Annotated in this window: 16 protein-coding genes; 7 read left to right on the top strand and 9 right to left on the bottom strand. The window is 61.6% G+C overall.

Going from position 1 to position 14,648, the window contains the following annotated elements; translation table 11 throughout:
* The first annotated feature begins 61 nt into the window (after nucleotides 1-61).
* Nucleotides 62-598, top strand: coding sequence for an Hsp20/alpha crystallin family protein (locus N181_RS23010; protein ID WP_014857839.1), 537 nt, complete (start codon nucleotides 62-64; stop codon nucleotides 596-598).
* A gap of 103 nt (nucleotides 599-701) precedes the next feature.
* Here N181_RS23010 and N181_RS34975 read toward each other — a convergent pair whose 3' ends face one another.
* The 3 genes from N181_RS34975 to N181_RS22995 all read right to left on the bottom strand — a co-directional run bounded on the left by N181_RS34975 (nucleotide 702) and on the right by N181_RS22995 (nucleotide 3,289).
* The gene (locus N181_RS34975; RefSeq protein ID WP_234885935.1) at nucleotides 702-1,235 is read right to left on the bottom strand and encodes a hypothetical protein; all 534 of its coding nucleotides are present in this window, start codon (nucleotides 1,233-1,235) and stop codon (nucleotides 702-704) included.
* 60 nt (nucleotides 1,236-1,295) lie between these two features.
* Nucleotides 1,296-2,669, bottom strand: a complete 1,374-nt coding sequence (locus tag N181_RS23000; RefSeq protein ID WP_015633509.1) for a nicotinate phosphoribosyltransferase — start codon at nucleotides 2,667-2,669, stop codon at nucleotides 1,296-1,298.
* A gap of 98 nt (nucleotides 2,670-2,767) precedes the next feature.
* The gene (locus tag N181_RS22995) at nucleotides 2,768-3,289 is read right to left on the bottom strand and encodes a universal stress protein (protein WP_014857837.1); all 522 of its coding nucleotides are present in this window, start codon (nucleotides 3,287-3,289) and stop codon (nucleotides 2,768-2,770) included.
* Between the two features lie 180 nt (nucleotides 3,290-3,469).
* On the opposite strand from N181_RS22995, the gene ftsH reads away from it, so the two are divergent.
* The 3 genes from ftsH (at nucleotide 3,470) to N181_RS22980 (ending at nucleotide 6,461) form a co-directional block, all read left to right on the top strand.
* Nucleotides 3,470-5,356 (top strand): ATP-dependent zinc metalloprotease FtsH, encoded by a 1,887-nt coding sequence (ftsH, locus tag N181_RS22990; RefSeq protein ID WP_080579809.1) that lies wholly within the window; start codon nucleotides 3,470-3,472, stop codon nucleotides 5,354-5,356.
* Between the two features lie 138 nt (nucleotides 5,357-5,494).
* Complete coding sequence (locus N181_RS22985; protein ID WP_014857833.1) at nucleotides 5,495-5,935, top strand: DUF2267 domain-containing protein; 441 nt, start codon at nucleotides 5,495-5,497, stop codon at nucleotides 5,933-5,935.
* A gap of 109 nt (nucleotides 5,936-6,044) precedes the next feature.
* Nucleotides 6,045-6,461, top strand: a complete 417-nt coding sequence (locus N181_RS22980; protein WP_014857832.1) for a DUF3775 domain-containing protein — start codon at nucleotides 6,045-6,047, stop codon at nucleotides 6,459-6,461.
* A gap of 209 nt (nucleotides 6,462-6,670) precedes the next feature.
* Here the strand turns inward: N181_RS22980 and N181_RS34970 are convergent, their stop codons facing one another.
* On the bottom strand, nucleotides 6,671-6,931 hold the full coding sequence (locus N181_RS34970; protein ID WP_048655418.1) for a hypothetical protein: 261 nt from the start codon (nucleotides 6,929-6,931) through the stop codon (nucleotides 6,671-6,673).
* A 29-nt stretch (nucleotides 6,932-6,960) separates the two neighbouring features.
* On the opposite strand from N181_RS34970, the gene N181_RS34125 reads away from it, so the two are divergent.
* Both N181_RS34125 and N181_RS22965 read left to right on the top strand, forming a co-directional pair.
* The gene (locus N181_RS34125) at nucleotides 6,961-7,239 is read left to right on the top strand and encodes a BON domain-containing protein (RefSeq protein ID WP_048655417.1); all 279 of its coding nucleotides are present in this window, start codon (nucleotides 6,961-6,963) and stop codon (nucleotides 7,237-7,239) included.
* A gap of 216 nt (nucleotides 7,240-7,455) precedes the next feature.
* Nucleotides 7,456-7,962, top strand: a complete 507-nt coding sequence (locus N181_RS22965; RefSeq protein WP_014857830.1) for a hypothetical protein — start codon at nucleotides 7,456-7,458, stop codon at nucleotides 7,960-7,962.
* Here the strand turns inward: N181_RS22965 and N181_RS22960 are convergent.
* The 5 genes from N181_RS22960 to acsA are packed head-to-tail and all read right to left on the bottom strand — an operon-like array spanning nucleotide 7,947 to nucleotide 13,072.
* Nucleotides 7,947-8,192, bottom strand: a complete 246-nt coding sequence (locus N181_RS22960; protein WP_014857829.1) for an acyl carrier protein — start codon at nucleotides 8,190-8,192, stop codon at nucleotides 7,947-7,949. The two genes, N181_RS22965 and N181_RS22960, sit on opposite strands and share 16 nt — an antisense overlap.
* Nucleotides 8,189-9,346, bottom strand: a complete 1,158-nt coding sequence (locus N181_RS22955; protein ID WP_014857828.1) for a dihydrolipoamide acetyltransferase family protein — start codon at nucleotides 9,344-9,346, stop codon at nucleotides 8,189-8,191. The genes N181_RS22960 and N181_RS22955 overlap by 4 nt, the downstream gene beginning before the upstream one ends.
* Nucleotides 9,343-10,329 (bottom strand): alpha-ketoacid dehydrogenase subunit beta, encoded by a 987-nt coding sequence (locus tag N181_RS22950; RefSeq protein ID WP_014857827.1) that lies wholly within the window; start codon nucleotides 10,327-10,329, stop codon nucleotides 9,343-9,345. The genes N181_RS22955 and N181_RS22950 overlap by 4 nt, the downstream gene beginning before the upstream one ends.
* On the bottom strand, nucleotides 10,326-11,327 hold the full coding sequence (pdhA, locus tag N181_RS22945; protein WP_014857826.1) for a pyruvate dehydrogenase (acetyl-transferring) E1 component subunit alpha: 1,002 nt from the start codon (nucleotides 11,325-11,327) through the stop codon (nucleotides 10,326-10,328). The genes N181_RS22950 and pdhA overlap by 4 nt, the downstream gene beginning before the upstream one ends.
* Nucleotides 11,324-13,072, bottom strand: a complete 1,749-nt coding sequence (gene acsA, locus N181_RS22940) for an acetate--CoA ligase (RefSeq protein ID WP_014857825.1) — start codon at nucleotides 13,070-13,072, stop codon at nucleotides 11,324-11,326. Before acsA ends, pdhA begins: the two co-directional genes overlap by 4 nt.
* Nucleotides 13,073-13,336: 264 nt before the next feature.
* Between acsA and N181_RS22935 the strand changes: the two genes are divergently transcribed.
* Entirely contained in the window at nucleotides 13,337-14,023 is a 687-nt protein-coding gene (locus N181_RS22935) for a dienelactone hydrolase family protein (RefSeq protein WP_014857823.1), read from the top strand.
* The last annotated feature ends 625 nt before the right edge of the window (nucleotides 14,024-14,648 follow it).

Here is a 14,648-nt window from a genome sequence, read left to right as displayed (position 1 = left end):
ATTGCCGGCCGGTACCGTCCGGCGGCGAGTGGTTGCCACCATGCACCGGGAGGAGTTCACTATGGCCAAAATTGAAACCAAGTTGCCCGTGAAGACCGAAAAGAGGGAGCCCGCTGCCAGAGAGGATATGTGGTCGCCCTTGGAAAGTCTGCGCCGCGAGATCGACAAGCTGTTCGAGACTTTTCGGCCGGCCGCGTGGAGTGTTCCTTTCAGTCGCTCGTTGCTCGGATTCGAGATGCCGTCACTCACAGGGAAAGAGTGGCAGATCGCACCGGCCGTCGATCTCGTCGAAAAGGATACGGAATACGAGATATCTGCCGAGTTGCCGGGGCTGGAAGAGAAGAATATCGAGGTCAAGCTGTCAAACGGAACGCTGACGATCAAGGGCGAAAAGAAGGAGGAAAAGGAGGAACGGGAAAAGGACTATTATCTTTCCGAACGCCGTTTCGGCTCTTTCCAACGGCGATTCCAGCTTCCTCATGGCGTCGATCCCGACAAGATCGAGGCAACTTTCACCAAAGGCGTGCTGAAGCTCAAGCTTCCGAAGACACCGGAGGCTCAAAAGAGTGAAAAGAAGATCGCCGTGAGAGCAGTCTAGTGCCGCATCGATTTCGTTGAGGTTGGTCGCGCATCGCCTTCAGGCGGTGCGCGATTGCACCAAAGCCGTGACATCTTCTACGTGGTGAAGCAGATAGACCAATCTACCCTCGGTATCGAAAATCGGCCTGTTGACCGGTTTCCCAGAATTTCGTCACGAATGAGCCTTCCGGGTTCCGCGCGTCGTAGCGCTGGATAGGCATTGCGTCGACAATGCCGCGTTCAGCGACCTTCGTTAGTGATGCGAAGAGATGGCTGACGCCGTCAGCCATCGGGTCTTCAGGGGTATCCGGAAAGACGCGAACAGGGGAGAGCCAGCAATCTTCGCTGAGGATGTCATGGTGGCCGCTCCATAAGCCTCGTTGATGTCGACGATGTGCAGGCCTTTGCGAGGGTCGAATAGCAAATACGGCTCCCGAGAGGCGGCAAACCTTGTCTCGAAAAATCATACGTTGGACGGCTGCTTGCGTGAGGTCCAGGTCGGCTTGGAAGCCTTCGTGCTGTGACTCAAGAACAGCCTGATCGCGCAAAGCCTTCGCCAACAGTTCCCTAAGGATGCGACGATCAGCTTCGTGACCTTCCTTTTCGAGGAGTGCTTTAAATCGCGCGATGTTGTGGCGCAAGATAAAGGCGTGCATGGCAACCCCATCGAGGCGCTCTTTCGAAGCTGGTCATACTGAGCGCCGATCGGGAAGGCGTCAACACAAGTATTGCGGCTTTGGTGGTTGGTGTGGAAACAACCGCGAGGCAGCAAGACGACGGCGCGTCTGCGTTTCATGGTCGGCGAGATCGCTGCTGATGTGAATCGAGTAGGGAGGCGCGGCCCGCTCCAGCGCACGCAAGGCTGGCGGAAGCTCGCAGACTCGAATGCGGGTTTCATCCACCAGGGCTGCCAATGACTTGCGCGCGCTAATTCGCCGGCCTCCCGTCATGACAGGCGCAAGAAGCCGTCGTCCGCTCAAGTCCTCATAGCTGCGGCCAATGGTGTCTCCAACCGCGGCGCCGTTGCGTATGTGACGAAAGGCCTGCTTGCGCCCGGGGAGCGTGACCTTGTTCGCAGAAAGCTTCATGCGGCCAAAGCCGGCATATTCCGTCAACTTGTAGGCGATATCGAGGGCGGCCGCGTCTGGCGACACCATCATGTCCGTGCCGACACCAAACGCGTTGATCGGCGCGCCGGCACGCAAGAGACCTTCGATGCTCCATTCATCGAGGCCACCACTGGCGAAGATCTGCACGTGTTGCAGCCCGCCCTCATCTAGGAGTTGTCTTGATTGTCGGGACAGTTCGAGCAGGTCGCCGGAATCCAGTCTTATGGCCTGCACCTTGAAAGTAGACTTCATGCTCTTGGCAAGGTCCACGACAGTCCGGACGCCAGCGATCGTGTCGTAGGTGTCAACGAGCAATGTTGTCTGAGGAAAGAGCTCGGCCAAGCACCGAAACGACTCCATCTCGTTTGGGAAAGCCTGAACGAAACTATGGGCGACCGTACCAGCGACCGGTATGCCGTAGCGCCGGCCTGCCTCCACATTCGATGTGGCCGACACTCCGGCAAGATAGGCAGCACGTGCTCCCTTGACGGCGGCGTCCACACCATGGGCGCGCCGGCTTCCGAAGTCCACGACGGCCCGACCGTTCGCGGCCTCGACGATCCTAGCTGCTTTCGACGCGATCACGGTCTGAAAACCGATCTGATTGAGGATGAGCGTTTCGAGCAACTGTCCCTCCGCGATCGGGGCGATGACCTCCAGGATCGGCTCCTTGGCAAATACGGGGGTGCCCTCAGCTACAGCAAAAATCTCGCCACTGAAGCGAAAGGACCTTAGCCAATTCAGGAACTCCGGCCTGAACCTGCCAAGTGAAGCGAGATGGGCGATATCATCCTCGTCGAAGCGCAATCCCTCGATGTCATCCAGAAGCTCTTCGACCCCGCAGGCGACAAGGAAATTTCTCTCCGGTGGAAGCTTTCTCACGAACAGGCTGAAGACGGCAATCTCGTCCATGCCAAGCGAATGATAGGCGTCCGACATTGTCAGTTCATAGAGATCGGTGAAAAGCGCGGTTACCGGCATGATACGAAGCTCTTCATAACTTTGCGGTCAGTCGCTCGACGGAGCCATGGCTATGGCTTCGTGATCGTTTTCCAACTTCCAGGGCCTGGTCGGGATGTTCAGCGTACCACCATGACGGAACAATGTGCATGCTGGATGATCTTTTGCGACACGCTTCCGACCAGCATACCCCTCAACCGCCCGAGCCCACGGCTTCCGACGACGATCATGTCCGCACCGACGTCCTCAGCGACCTTAAGGATTGTTTCAGCGTAGACGCCGGGCTCGACGCGCGTCTCCACGCTGCTGACGCCGATCCTTCGGGCAATATCCGCAGCATCCTCGGCAATACGGTCACCCAAGACCGAAACCATTTCTCCGATGTCGCCTTGCGAGGCACGGAAAAACTCGCCCATCGAGCTGGGAACTCGCTCCAATTGCGGCATAGTCACGGCCGACACACAGCGGACGAGATGCTCTGGCTCGGCGAGGCGGCTCGCCTCCTCGGCCCTCAGCCCATGCAGGATGACGTGAAGGATCGTGAGTCTTGCTCCGAGAGCTTTGGCTATGTTCGCCGCCATCGCCACGGCTTCTCGGGCTTTGTCGGATCCATCGGTTGCGACAAGAATGTGCTTGGTCATGGCACTTGCTCCATTTTGGCAAAGTCTCGGCCAATTCTCGGTGGAAGGCCTTGACGCTCGTCAAAGAGCTCTGCGACCCAGATCCAGTTTGCGCCGTGTCCATAGTTTGACGCGGGTCAAGGCGGCGCGCGGTAAGGCATGAAAGGCTCGTTTGCATCGAACGAAACCGGAAGCCGGCCGATGAATAGGAAATGGGTTTTCAATCTCGGCTATGTGCTCGTCGCACTCTTGTTGATCGGAACCTTTGAATTCTGGCTGAGCTATCGCGACGTCGCGCAGCTCAGCTATTCCGATGCCTTGCAGGCGGCGCAGGACGGCAGGATCGCGTCGGTCGTCGTGACAGAGTCCTTGATTGAGGGAGAGTTCAAGCAGCCGGAGGAGGGGAAGAAGTACTTCGTCGCGCATCGTGTCGATCCTTCGCTGGCCGAGGTCTTCGAGAAGGCCGGTGCAAAGGTGTCCGGCGGGACCGACAGCAATTGGGCGATGACGCTGCTTTCCTGGATCTTCCCGTTGTTTGTCTTCCTGGGACTTTGGTTCGTGCTCTTTCAGGGCGTCGCCGAGCGTGGCGGCCTCGTCAATATCGGAAAGTCAAGGGCCAAGGTCTATCTCGAGCGGCAGACGGGTGTGACCTTTGACGATGTGGCTGGCGTCGACGAGGCGAAGGCTGAGTTGCAGGAGGTGGTCGCCTTCCTGAAGGACCAGGCGAAATACAGCCGCCTCGGCGCGCATATTCCCAAAGGGATCCTCCTCGTCGGGCCACCCGGCACGGGCAAAACGCTGATGGCGCGCGCGGTTGCAGGCGAGGCCGGGGTGCCTTTCTTCTCGATTTCCGGCTCGGAATTCGTCGAGCTCTTCGTTGGCGTCGGCGCCGCCCGCGTGCGGGACCTTTTCGACCAGGCGCGACAGGCCGCTCCCTGCATCATCTTCATTGACGAACTCGATGCGCTCGGTCGCACCCGCAGCCCCTTCGCCGGCTATGGCGGCGGCGACGAGAAGGAGCAGACGCTCAATCAATTGCTGGCCGAGCTCGACGGCTTCGACCCGCGCGTCGGCATCGTGCTTCTGGCTGCCACCAATCGTCCGGAGATCCTTGATCCAGCCCTTCTGCGCGCAGGCCGCTTCGACCGGCAGGTGGTCATTGATCGCCCGGATCGAAACGGCAGGGCAGCAATCCTTAAGGTCCATATGGCTACTATCGCGATCGCGGACGGTGTGCTTGTGGAGGAGATCGCCGGCATGACGCCGGGATTCACCGGCGCCGATCTTGCCAACCTGGTGAACGAAGCCGCGATCGTCGCGACGCGACGCGGCGCCGAGCGGGTGGCGATCGAGGACTTCAACAACGCGGTCGAGCGCATCGTCGCCGGTTCGGAACGCAAGAGCCGCGTGCTGAAGCCCGACGAACGCGAGCGGGTCGCCTATCACGAAATGGGTCACGCATTGGTCGCCTCGAAGCTCTCGAAGACCGATCCGGTGCAGAAAGTGTCGATCATTCCCCGCTCGATTGGGGCGCTTGGCTACACATTGCAGCGCCCCACCGATGACCGCTTCCTCATCACGTCGAGTGAACTTAAGGAGCGCATGGCAGCCCTGCTCGCCGGCCGGGCGGCTGAAGAGCTTATTTATGGTGAGGTCTCGACCGGTGCGGCGGATGACCTTGCCAAGGCCACCGATGTGGCGCGGCAAAGCGTCGTGCGCTTTGGCATGAGCCCGCAGGTTGGTCAGGTTGTGCTCGAAGAGCAAAGGCTGCAATGGCTTGGCGATGGTCCCGTTGCGCCACGGCAGAAGGATTATTCCGAAGCGACCGCGCGCGAAATCGATCTTGCGGTGCGTTTCATGATCGACGACGCCTACCAAGGAGCCAAGGCGATACTGCAGGGGTGCATGGGGGAGCTCAAGGCCGGAGCAATGCTGCTGCTCGAGCACGAAACCATCACTGCGCAGGACTTTCCCCCGCTACTTCGGACGGGTGGCCAGACAGCCAGGACGACCACGGATGGTGAGACCGCGTCTTCCCGTCGCACGGCTGAATCGCAAGCCGGCGGGCGAATGCTCGATCGCCGTTGACGCACATCAATGCGGCGCGGCGGCATTCGTTGCATCCTGACCCTTGTCGCTCCGAAAAGGGCGGCGGGCATATGATCCGAGCCATTGTCTGGACCGGCCCGATGACAGCACGCCAATCCTGGGGCAAAGGAGGAACTCATGGCAAGCGGACATCCGAGCTTCGATCATACGATCCAGGAAGGCAATATGTGGCTGAAGGCAGTGGCTGAACGCCTGCATTTCGAAGGACGGCGACACGCTTACAGCGCGCTCAGGGCTACGCTTCACGCGATGCGCGACAGGCTGGCCCCGGAGGATGCCGTCCATCTCGGCGCGCAGTTCCCGATGGTCATTCGTGGACTCTATTTCGAAGGCTGGCGACTGGCGGGAAAGCCGACGGACGAGCACTCCATTGACGAATTTTGCGAGCGTATAGCCCGGGAGCTTCCTCCTCAGTTCGGGATGGATGCCAAAACCGTCGCGACGGGCGTTTTCGATGTGATCTTCAAGGAACTCGACCCCGGCGCGGTTGCAAAGGTGATCGATCAACTGCCAGTGCCCTTGAGGAGCCTGTGGCCGCAAGGCGCGCGACGTGATTAAGACGGGATGAAGTACGTACGGCTTGCCGAACGCGTCCCGGTCTAACCAATCGAGCGATCAGCTGCACGCTACCCTGCTGCCACGCTCCTGATTACAGGTGGACGGAACAATGTTGACGGTCTTGAACCTTTCCCAGGTGCGCTTCATCGCCCTGCTGGCCAAAGCCGCTCGCACAGAGAGTGACGCGCTGCTTGGCAACGTCCCCGAGGAGGATTTCGCTGAGCCAAAGCCGTCGCGCGGCGACCACGACACATTGGCGAGCCTCGGCCTGGAGGACCTTCCCGTTGGTACGTCGCAACGCGATTTTCTCAAGGCTGCGATCAACCGGCTTCCGGGGGCGGCGCTCTATGAGCTCTACGCGCTGATGCGCGTCGGGCAGGGGAACCTCTCGGCGAAGACCTTCGAGCGCGGCCTGTCGGATGCTGAATCGCGCGACATCGCCGAATTGGTCGCAATGATCGTGGAAAATCCGGATCTGCATGATCAGCTCGTCAAGGCCCTCTATGAATGCCGTCTCGAAAGCTGAGGATTTGACGTCCGACGAGCTGGGGCGCGCGAGGACGAGCGCTGAACCGGGAGGATGCCATGGAGAATTCGGAGCTGGTCCGGCGTGCGCTTGCCGCCTTGCGCAGCGAACCGCGCCTCGGTCCCACTTTCAAGCTCGACCTCATTCGGATGGAGCCGGATGGGGCGGCACTCCTTGAGGGAGAGGTCGAAACGGTGGCGCAGAAGCGGCTAGCGCTCGAGCGCGTTGCAGCGATACCCGACCTCAACGGCCTCGTCGACCGGATTCGCGTGCGGCCTGCGGTCCCGATGAGCGACAACGGCATTCGCGATCACCTGCGAAAGGTGTTGGTACGGGAGCCAGCTTTCGAGGGGCTGCGCATCACCGAGTGGGATGGCAAGGGCGCCAGGGAGGTCCGCGGCGCCACGAGAGACGGCGAGATCGCGTTCGAGGTCCAGGATGGCGTCGTCACGCTCAACGGGCGCTCGCAAGCCTCGCCTCGAAGCGGCTCGCGGGCGTGTTGGCATGGTGGATCCCGGGTAGTCGCGACGTCATCAACGGAATTGCCGTCACGCCGCCGGAACAGGATGCACCGATCCTCGTCGAAGAGGCCGTGCGTCTGGCGCTGGAGAAGGACCCTCTGGTCGATGCTGCGCAGGTCCGGGTCGGCGTTCGCCGCCGCGTCGTTCGCCTGACCGGATGGACGAAAACTGAAGCGATCCGCGCCGCCGCCGAGGCGGATGCCTGGTTCGTATTCAGTGTCGATGACGTCATCAACGAGATCGAGGTCGGATCGTAGCGCTTGTCGGCGGCTTGGATTCGTTTGTTTGCCGCAGGTTCTGATCGCAAAACCGTGGGACACTTTATGGAACCTGCTCAGCTTTGAGCCGCATCATTGAGCCTTGCCCGAGGCCTGCTACCGTTTTGAAGATGTCTCATAGGGGAGGTGGCAAATGCTACAGGAGTTGGGAACGACCCCGTCGCAAAACCCCCGCTTGATTGGAGGATATCGGAGATGGAGCCCTATGCCGTCGATATCGACCCGGAGCAGATCGTCCGCTGGATCACTGACGAGGATCACGCCACACCGTGCAAGTTCCGGATCGCCGCCAGCCGGACGTCCGAGCACCGGGCGATCCCTCTTGACGACGCGCGCCTTGGAGATGAGGAGCGCGAGGACCTGACCGAAATCGCAACTGTTGCCACGCTCGAAATCGCTCCGGTACCGGCCTCCGACGGCTGGGTCTTGACCGTAACCGTCGAGGATGAAATCGGGCCTCGGCCGGCCAGGGCAGGCATGCGCGAGATTGACTTGGCGTCATTTTACGATCAGTTCGTTCGTACCGGGCGAGGGACCGCCAGCGTGGCCGCCGAGGTTGACGGGCCGGAAGGGGAGGTGCGGCTCTCGCGCCTGCTCGATGCCGTTGCGACAACCGGCACCCGACTGCGTAGAACGCCCAGGATTTGTCAAAAACGATTGGCGTGCCAGTGCAGGCTGGAACCGGATCACGGCAGCCTCTGACGCAGAAAGGCCACCGCGCCCGAAAGCGTTTGCAGGTCCGGATAATCCTGTTCGAGGATCTCGACGCCTGTCGCCTTGTGCAGACCGATGACGAAGTTCAGGAAGTCCATCGAGTCGATCTCGAATTGCGCACGAAACGACTTGTTCGGATCTATGGGCTCGCCTTCGACATCCGGAGCAACTGCATAGAGGGACCTCGCCACGAGGTCGGAGAGCTCGGCATCGGTCATAGACCCTCCGGATGTGCAAGGAGTTCGGACAGGCGGGTGAGGAACTGAGCCGCATGCCGACCGTGGCTCACTCTGTGATCGCCGGCGAGCGTCACCTGGATTACTTGGCGAATGGCTACGGCATTGCCGACGACCCAGGGGCGAGGGCATGCTGTCCCGCAGCCGACAATCGCCACCTGGTTCGGGTAGATGAGCGGAAAGACACTGTCGGCATTACCTTCGCCGAGATTGCTCAGGGTGACCGTGCCGTCGGTCATCTCGGAGCTGCGCAGCCGGCCGAGCCGAGCCCGAGGCACAAGCTCGGCGATCACGTCCATCAGTTCGTCGACGGTTCTTGAATCGGCGTCGCGGATCGCCGGTGCGATCAGCCCGCCGCCGCGCAACGCGGTCGCAAGCCCCATATGCACAGCTGGCGACGGCCGGAAGACGCCATCCTTATAATGACCATTAAGCTCCGGCACTTGCTTCAGCGCCAGTGCCACTGCCTTCATCAGCGGTGCGATGTAAAGGAGCCGTCTTTCCATCGGACGAATGGCGTTCTGTGTCTCGAGCCATTCGAAGAGCGGGGTGGCGTCGATCGCGTGCATGACCCAGTAATGCGGAATATCGCGGTGGGAGCGGACCATGGCAGCACCGATCGCCTTGCGCATCTCGTCGAGGTCGAGGCCTGCCCCACGGCGGTGCGCTCGTTCAGGACCCGTGGGCACCTGTGCAAGTCCGATGATGCCGTCAGACCCGGGGGCCAAGCTCTCTGGCGATATGCCGAGGGCGGCGGCTCGCCGACGTGCGGCGGGCGTGATCCGCAAGGAAGGCGGTGTTGCCGGGGCCGGCGCCTCTTCAGCTCTCGTGAGTCGCTCTTGTGGTCTCGGTTCGACCGGCTTGGTCGTCTTCACGGCGGGAATAGATGCTTCCTCTTCCGCGGGGCCAACGATCGTTGCAAGCACGGTGCCGACAGGAACCTTTCGTCCCGGCTGAATCCGCTGCTCGCCGATGATGCCCTCATTGAAGACCTCGATCTCGATCGCGCCCTTCTGCGTCTCGACGAGCGCGATGATGTCGCCCCGTTCGACGCGATCGCCCGGCGCTTTGAACCATTCGACCAGTGTTGCGGCTTCCATATCGGCGCCAAGCGACGGCATCTTGAACTCGATCATCGTCGCATCGCCTTTCTGACGGCAGCGGCGATCGACTGCGGCTGAGGAAGCGCCGCGAGTTCGAGATGCCTCGGATAGGGGATCGGCACCTCTGCGCCGCAGACCCGCGCCACCGGGGCATCGAGATCGTAGAAGGCCTGCTCTGTGATGCGGCTGGAAATCTCCGCCGCAAGACTGCCGCTGCGCCAGGCTTCGTCGACGATGATGGCGCGATGCGTCTTCCTGACCGAGGCGATGATTGTCTCATCATCGAGCGGACGCAGGATTCTAAGGTCGATCACCTCGCAATTAATGCCTTCGCTGGCGAGCATGTCCGCGGCGTCCAGTGCTTTCTTGACGCAGGCGCTGTGGGCGATCACGGTCGCATCGGCGCCCTCGCGTCGCTTCGCCGCCTTGCCGATATCGACGGACATGTCACCTTCGGTCGGGAGTTCGTCTTCTTCATTGTAGAGCGTCGCATGTTCCATGATGACCACGGGATCGGGATTCATCAGGGCGGGCCAGAGCATGCCGCGCGCGTCGGCGACGGTCGCCGGCGCCAGAACCCGGATGCCGGGAATGTGGCCGTACCAGCCCTCCAGGCTATGCGAGTGCTGCGCCGCAAGCTGGCGTCCGGCACCCGTCGCCATGCGGATGACGATCGGCACCGAGAATTGTCCGCCCGACATATGCCGGAGCGTCGCGGCGCTGTTGACGATCTGGTCGAGCGCCAGCAGGCTGAAATTGATCGTCATGATTTCCACGATCGGGCGCATGCCACCGAGAGCGGCTCCGATACCAGCGCCGACGAAAGCGGATTCCGAGAGCGGCGCATCGCGAATGCGCTCGTCGCCGAACTCGGCGGGCAGACCGAGCGAACAGGCATAGGCGCCGCCATAGCGGTTGACGTCCTCGCCCATGAGAAAGACGCGCTTGTCCCTGGTGAGGGACTCTCGCAGCGCTTCCCGCACGGCTTCGCGATAGGTCATGCGGCGTGTGGTCATGGCACGGTCTCCGGCGGCGAGATGACGTCTTTCACAAGGTCCTCGACCGGCTCCCAATCCGCCGCTTCGGCGAAAGCGACGGCAGCGTCGATTTCCTGCGCGACACCCGCCTCGATCTCCTGTCGGTCGTCCTGGTGAAGGATACCGGCGGACAAGGCCCAGTCAGCGAACAGCATGATTGGATCCCGCTTCTTCCATTCCTCGATCTCCGCCTTCTCGCGATAGAGATCTGGATCAAACATCGAGTGCGCGCGGAAGCGATAGGTCATGGCTTCGATGAAGCGCGGACCCTCGCCCCGGCGAACAGCATGAACGGCGCGGCGCGCCGCCGCTTCGACATCCACGACATTCATCCCGTCGACCGCTTCCGATTCAATACCGTAGACGGCGGCGCGTTCGCTGATGGAAGGGTTGGATTGCGACCGGGCAAGGGCCGTGCCCATGGCATAGAGATTGTTCTCGCAGACGAAGAGCACCGGTAGGTGCCAAAGGGCTGCGAGGTTCAGCGACTCGTGGAATTCGCCTTCCGCGGCCGCTCCCTCCCCGAAAAAGCAGCAGGTCGCCCGTTCGATTCCCACCATCTTGTCGGCGAGTGCGAGGCCGACGGCGAGCGGCAGCCCGCCTGCGACAATCGCGTTGCCGCCGAAAAAGCGGTGGCGCGCGGAGAAGATATGCATGGAACCGCCGCGGCCGCGGCTGGAGCCGGCCGCCTTTCCGAACATTTCGGCCATCACTTCGTTCATCGGAAGGCCGCGCACCAGGGCATGGCCATGCTCCCGATAGGTTGCGACGATGGCCTCGTCTTCCGAAAGCGTAGAGATCACACCGACGGCATTTGCCTCCTCGCCGATGTAGAGGTGCAAGAAGCCCCGGATTTTCTCCTGCGTATAGAGCTCGGCGCACTTTTCCTCGAAACGGCGGATGCGCGTCATCTGGCGCAACAGCTCGAAGGCATGCTCGCGGGTCAGGTGGACGCGATCATCAGCTATGTTCCTCATTTCTCCACCTCAAGCGTCGAGGTGTCGCCTTCAGGCAGGCCGAGCTCACGAGCCTTCAGGAGCCGCCGCATCACCTTTCCGGACCGGGTCTTCGGAAGGCTGCCGCAGAAGTCGATATAGCGGGGCGCGACGGCAGGCCCGAGCCGCTTGCGGGCATGGGCGAGCAGATTCTTGTGCAAGGTTTCGTCGGGCGTGTAGCCGGGGCGAAGCGCCACGAACGCCTTGACCACCTCCATCGCAACCGGATCCGGAATGCCGATCACGCCGGCCTCGGCCACGGCGGGATGCTCCAGCAAAGCACTTTCGACCTCGAAAGGGCCGATCAGATGTCCGGCGGACTTTATGACGTCGTCCGCGCGACCGACGAACCAGTAATAGCCGTCGGTGTCGCGCTTAACGAGATCGCCCGTGAGATACCAGCCATCGACGAAGCACTTTTTATAGCGTTCCTCCTCATGAAGGTAGCCGGTGAACATCGACGGCCATCCCGCCTTCAGCGCCAGTTCACCCTGCTCGCCCGGCGTTTCGACAAAAGTCACGGCACCGGAGGTCTCACGCCTCACCACAGCCGCTTCAATTCCTGGAACCGGCCGACCCATGGAGCCCGGCCTGATCGGCATCGACAGAAAATTGGAGATCATGATGCCGCCCGTCTCGGTCTGCCACCAGTTGTCGTGGATCGGCCGCTTCAGGACATCGCGCCCCCAGATCACCGCTTGGGGGTTGAGCGGCTCGCCGACGCTGGCGATCAGGCGTAGGCGGCTGAGGTCGTACCGCTGCGGTAGGTCGTTGCCGGCTTTCATGAGCATGCGGACCGCCGTGGGGGCGGTGTACCAGACGGTCACCTGCTCACGCTCGAGATTGACGTACCATCTTTCAGCGTCGAATTCCTCCTCGTCTGAGATGAGCGTAGAGCCGATCAGGAGCGGCGCAATGATGCCGTAGGAGGTGCCCGTCACCCAGCCGGGGTCGGCGGTGCACCAAAAGATGTCGTCCGGTTTCAGGTCCAGCGCGTAGGCCGCCGTCAGCTTGTGGGCGACGGCCGCGCCGTGCACGTGCATTGCTCCCTTCGGCCGCCCCGTGGTGCCGCTGGTGAAATGGATGACTGCGAGATCATTTGCACGGGTTGGGGCGATGTCGCAAGTGTTCGGCTGTCCGGCGAGCGCCAAATCGAAATCCACCCCACCATCGCCGCCGCCGACCAGGATGATCGTCTTCAGGCTCGGCAGGTCACCAAGTACCGGCTTCACCTTACGCTCGAACAGTCGCGCAGTGGTAACAAGCGCCCTCGCTTCCGCTATCTGCATGCGCGCCCTGATCGGCTCCGGGCCGAAGGCGGAGAAAAGGGGACTGAACACGGCACCTCTTTTCCAGGTTCCGAGGGCAGCGATGTAAAGTGCCGGCACGCGACCGAGAAGGGTGAAGACGCGTTCGCCCGGCACAATCCCCAGATCGGCGAGCGCATTGGCAAAACGGGCACTGTCTTCCGCAAGCCTTGCATACGTCAATGTCGTCGCCAGACCTTCCGCAGCGATCGAGCGCACGGCAATACGCCGGCCACGTCCAGCGGCAACATGGTGATCGGTCGCTTCGTAGCCGATATTGAAGCAGCCGGGCGCGTCAACGCGGCGACCGAAAGTCTCCTCCGGCGTGGGCCAGACAAAGCCATGCCGGACTGCGTCATAGTCAGCAAGGTTCGGCGACGACCGCTGTTTGTCACTCCCGATGTCGATACCCGCTGCCATTACCGCCTCCTTCTCCTCAAACCAAGAATGACCGGAATGCGGGCGGGCAGCATTGATTATGGTCAAAGATCGTCTGTCGCGGCTTGCTGAGCGCATCGCTACGACGCGCCGACATGGGCTTGTGCGGCTCTCTCCGTTCCTTGCCCTCGTATTGGCAGCCGTTGCCGACGTGGATTGAGCAGGATCAAAGTCATTCTGCGACGTTGTGCAACACTGCAACTGTTTCTGTGAAGCCATCGCATTTCCTTCTTGAAGAGGCGAGCCATGACATCCGGCACTGCGCAGACAACAATCAACAGATCCGAAGTCATCGATATCGAGATCGCGCCGCACGGCTTGCCGGGTCGCCTTCGCCTTCCGCCAAACCCGCGCGGAGTCATCGTTTTCGCTCATGGCAGTGGTTCCAGCCGCAACAGCGCGCGCAACGTTTATGTTGCGGAAGCGTTGCGGGAGCAGGGGTTTGCAACCGTGGTTTTCGACCTCCTCAGTGAAGAGGAAGCTGAAAATCGCGCCAATGTTTTCGATATCCCGCTTCTGGCCGAGAGGACGGTTAGTGCATGCAAGTGGGCCTCGACTGCCAATTGGACTCGAGGGCTGCCAATCGGTCTTTTCGGCGCGAGCACCGGCGCAGCTGCGGCTCTTCAAGCGGCGGCCGAGCTCGGCGACCAGGTGTCTGCACTGGTCTCGCGAGGCGGTCGCCCGGACCTCGCGGGGGCGCTCGAAGAGGTCAGGATGCCGACGCTCCTAATCGTGGGGGGATCGGATCGTGACATTCTCGGGTTGAACCGGGCAGCCTTGGCGATGCTTGCCGGTTCCAAGAAGCTGCAGATTGTTCCGGGCGCCTCCCACCTGTTCTCGGAACCGGGAGCGCTCGATGCGGTGGCCGCCGCCGCAGCGGAGTGGTTCGGTCACTACTGCCGTCAGCGCGAAGTCGAACAGGAACGGAGATAGGCGCGTGCGTTTCTCGAACCGTACTGAGGCTGGAAAACAGTTGGCGAAGGCGCTCGAACATTTTCGGGGCGAAGACGTCGTTGTGCTCGCGCTGCCACGTGGGCCGTGCCTGTCGCGGCCGAGGTCGCAAGCCATCTCGGCGCGCCCCCTCGACCTTCTGCTAGTTAGTGCGCAAGATCGGGGTACCCCGGGAGCCGGAACTCGCGATGGGGGCAGTGATCGACGGCAGCGAGCCGACCGTCGTGCGCAACCGCGAGACAATCCGCGTCGCCGGCATTGCCGGCGCCGAATTCGATGACATCTGCGACATCTGCAAAAGAGAACGCGTCGAGATCGAACGCCGGCGGCACCGATATCTTGCTGCTCGCGCGCCTGTAAACGTTGCCGGTCGCATCGGAGGAAAAAGATGGAAACCGACACCGTGGAATTGGATCAGGAGGCGGTCGAGATAATCCCGCCTGAGCCCAAAAGATGCGCTGTGAAGGGAAGCATGCGGTGCTCGTATTGTCAGCGCCCAATGGGAGACGACCCCGACGGGTACGGCATCTGCCAGGAATGTGTCGAGTGTCCGTAAGCCCTTGGCGAAGCCGGCAGCAGGAGAACGGTGCCCGCGCGCTTCCAGTGG

Source organism: Sinorhizobium fredii USDA 205 (assembly GCF_001461695.1).
Taxonomy (GTDB): domain Bacteria; phylum Pseudomonadota; class Alphaproteobacteria; order Rhizobiales; family Rhizobiaceae; genus Sinorhizobium; species Sinorhizobium fredii.
This window is presented reverse-complemented; position numbering and strand designations above follow the sequence as displayed.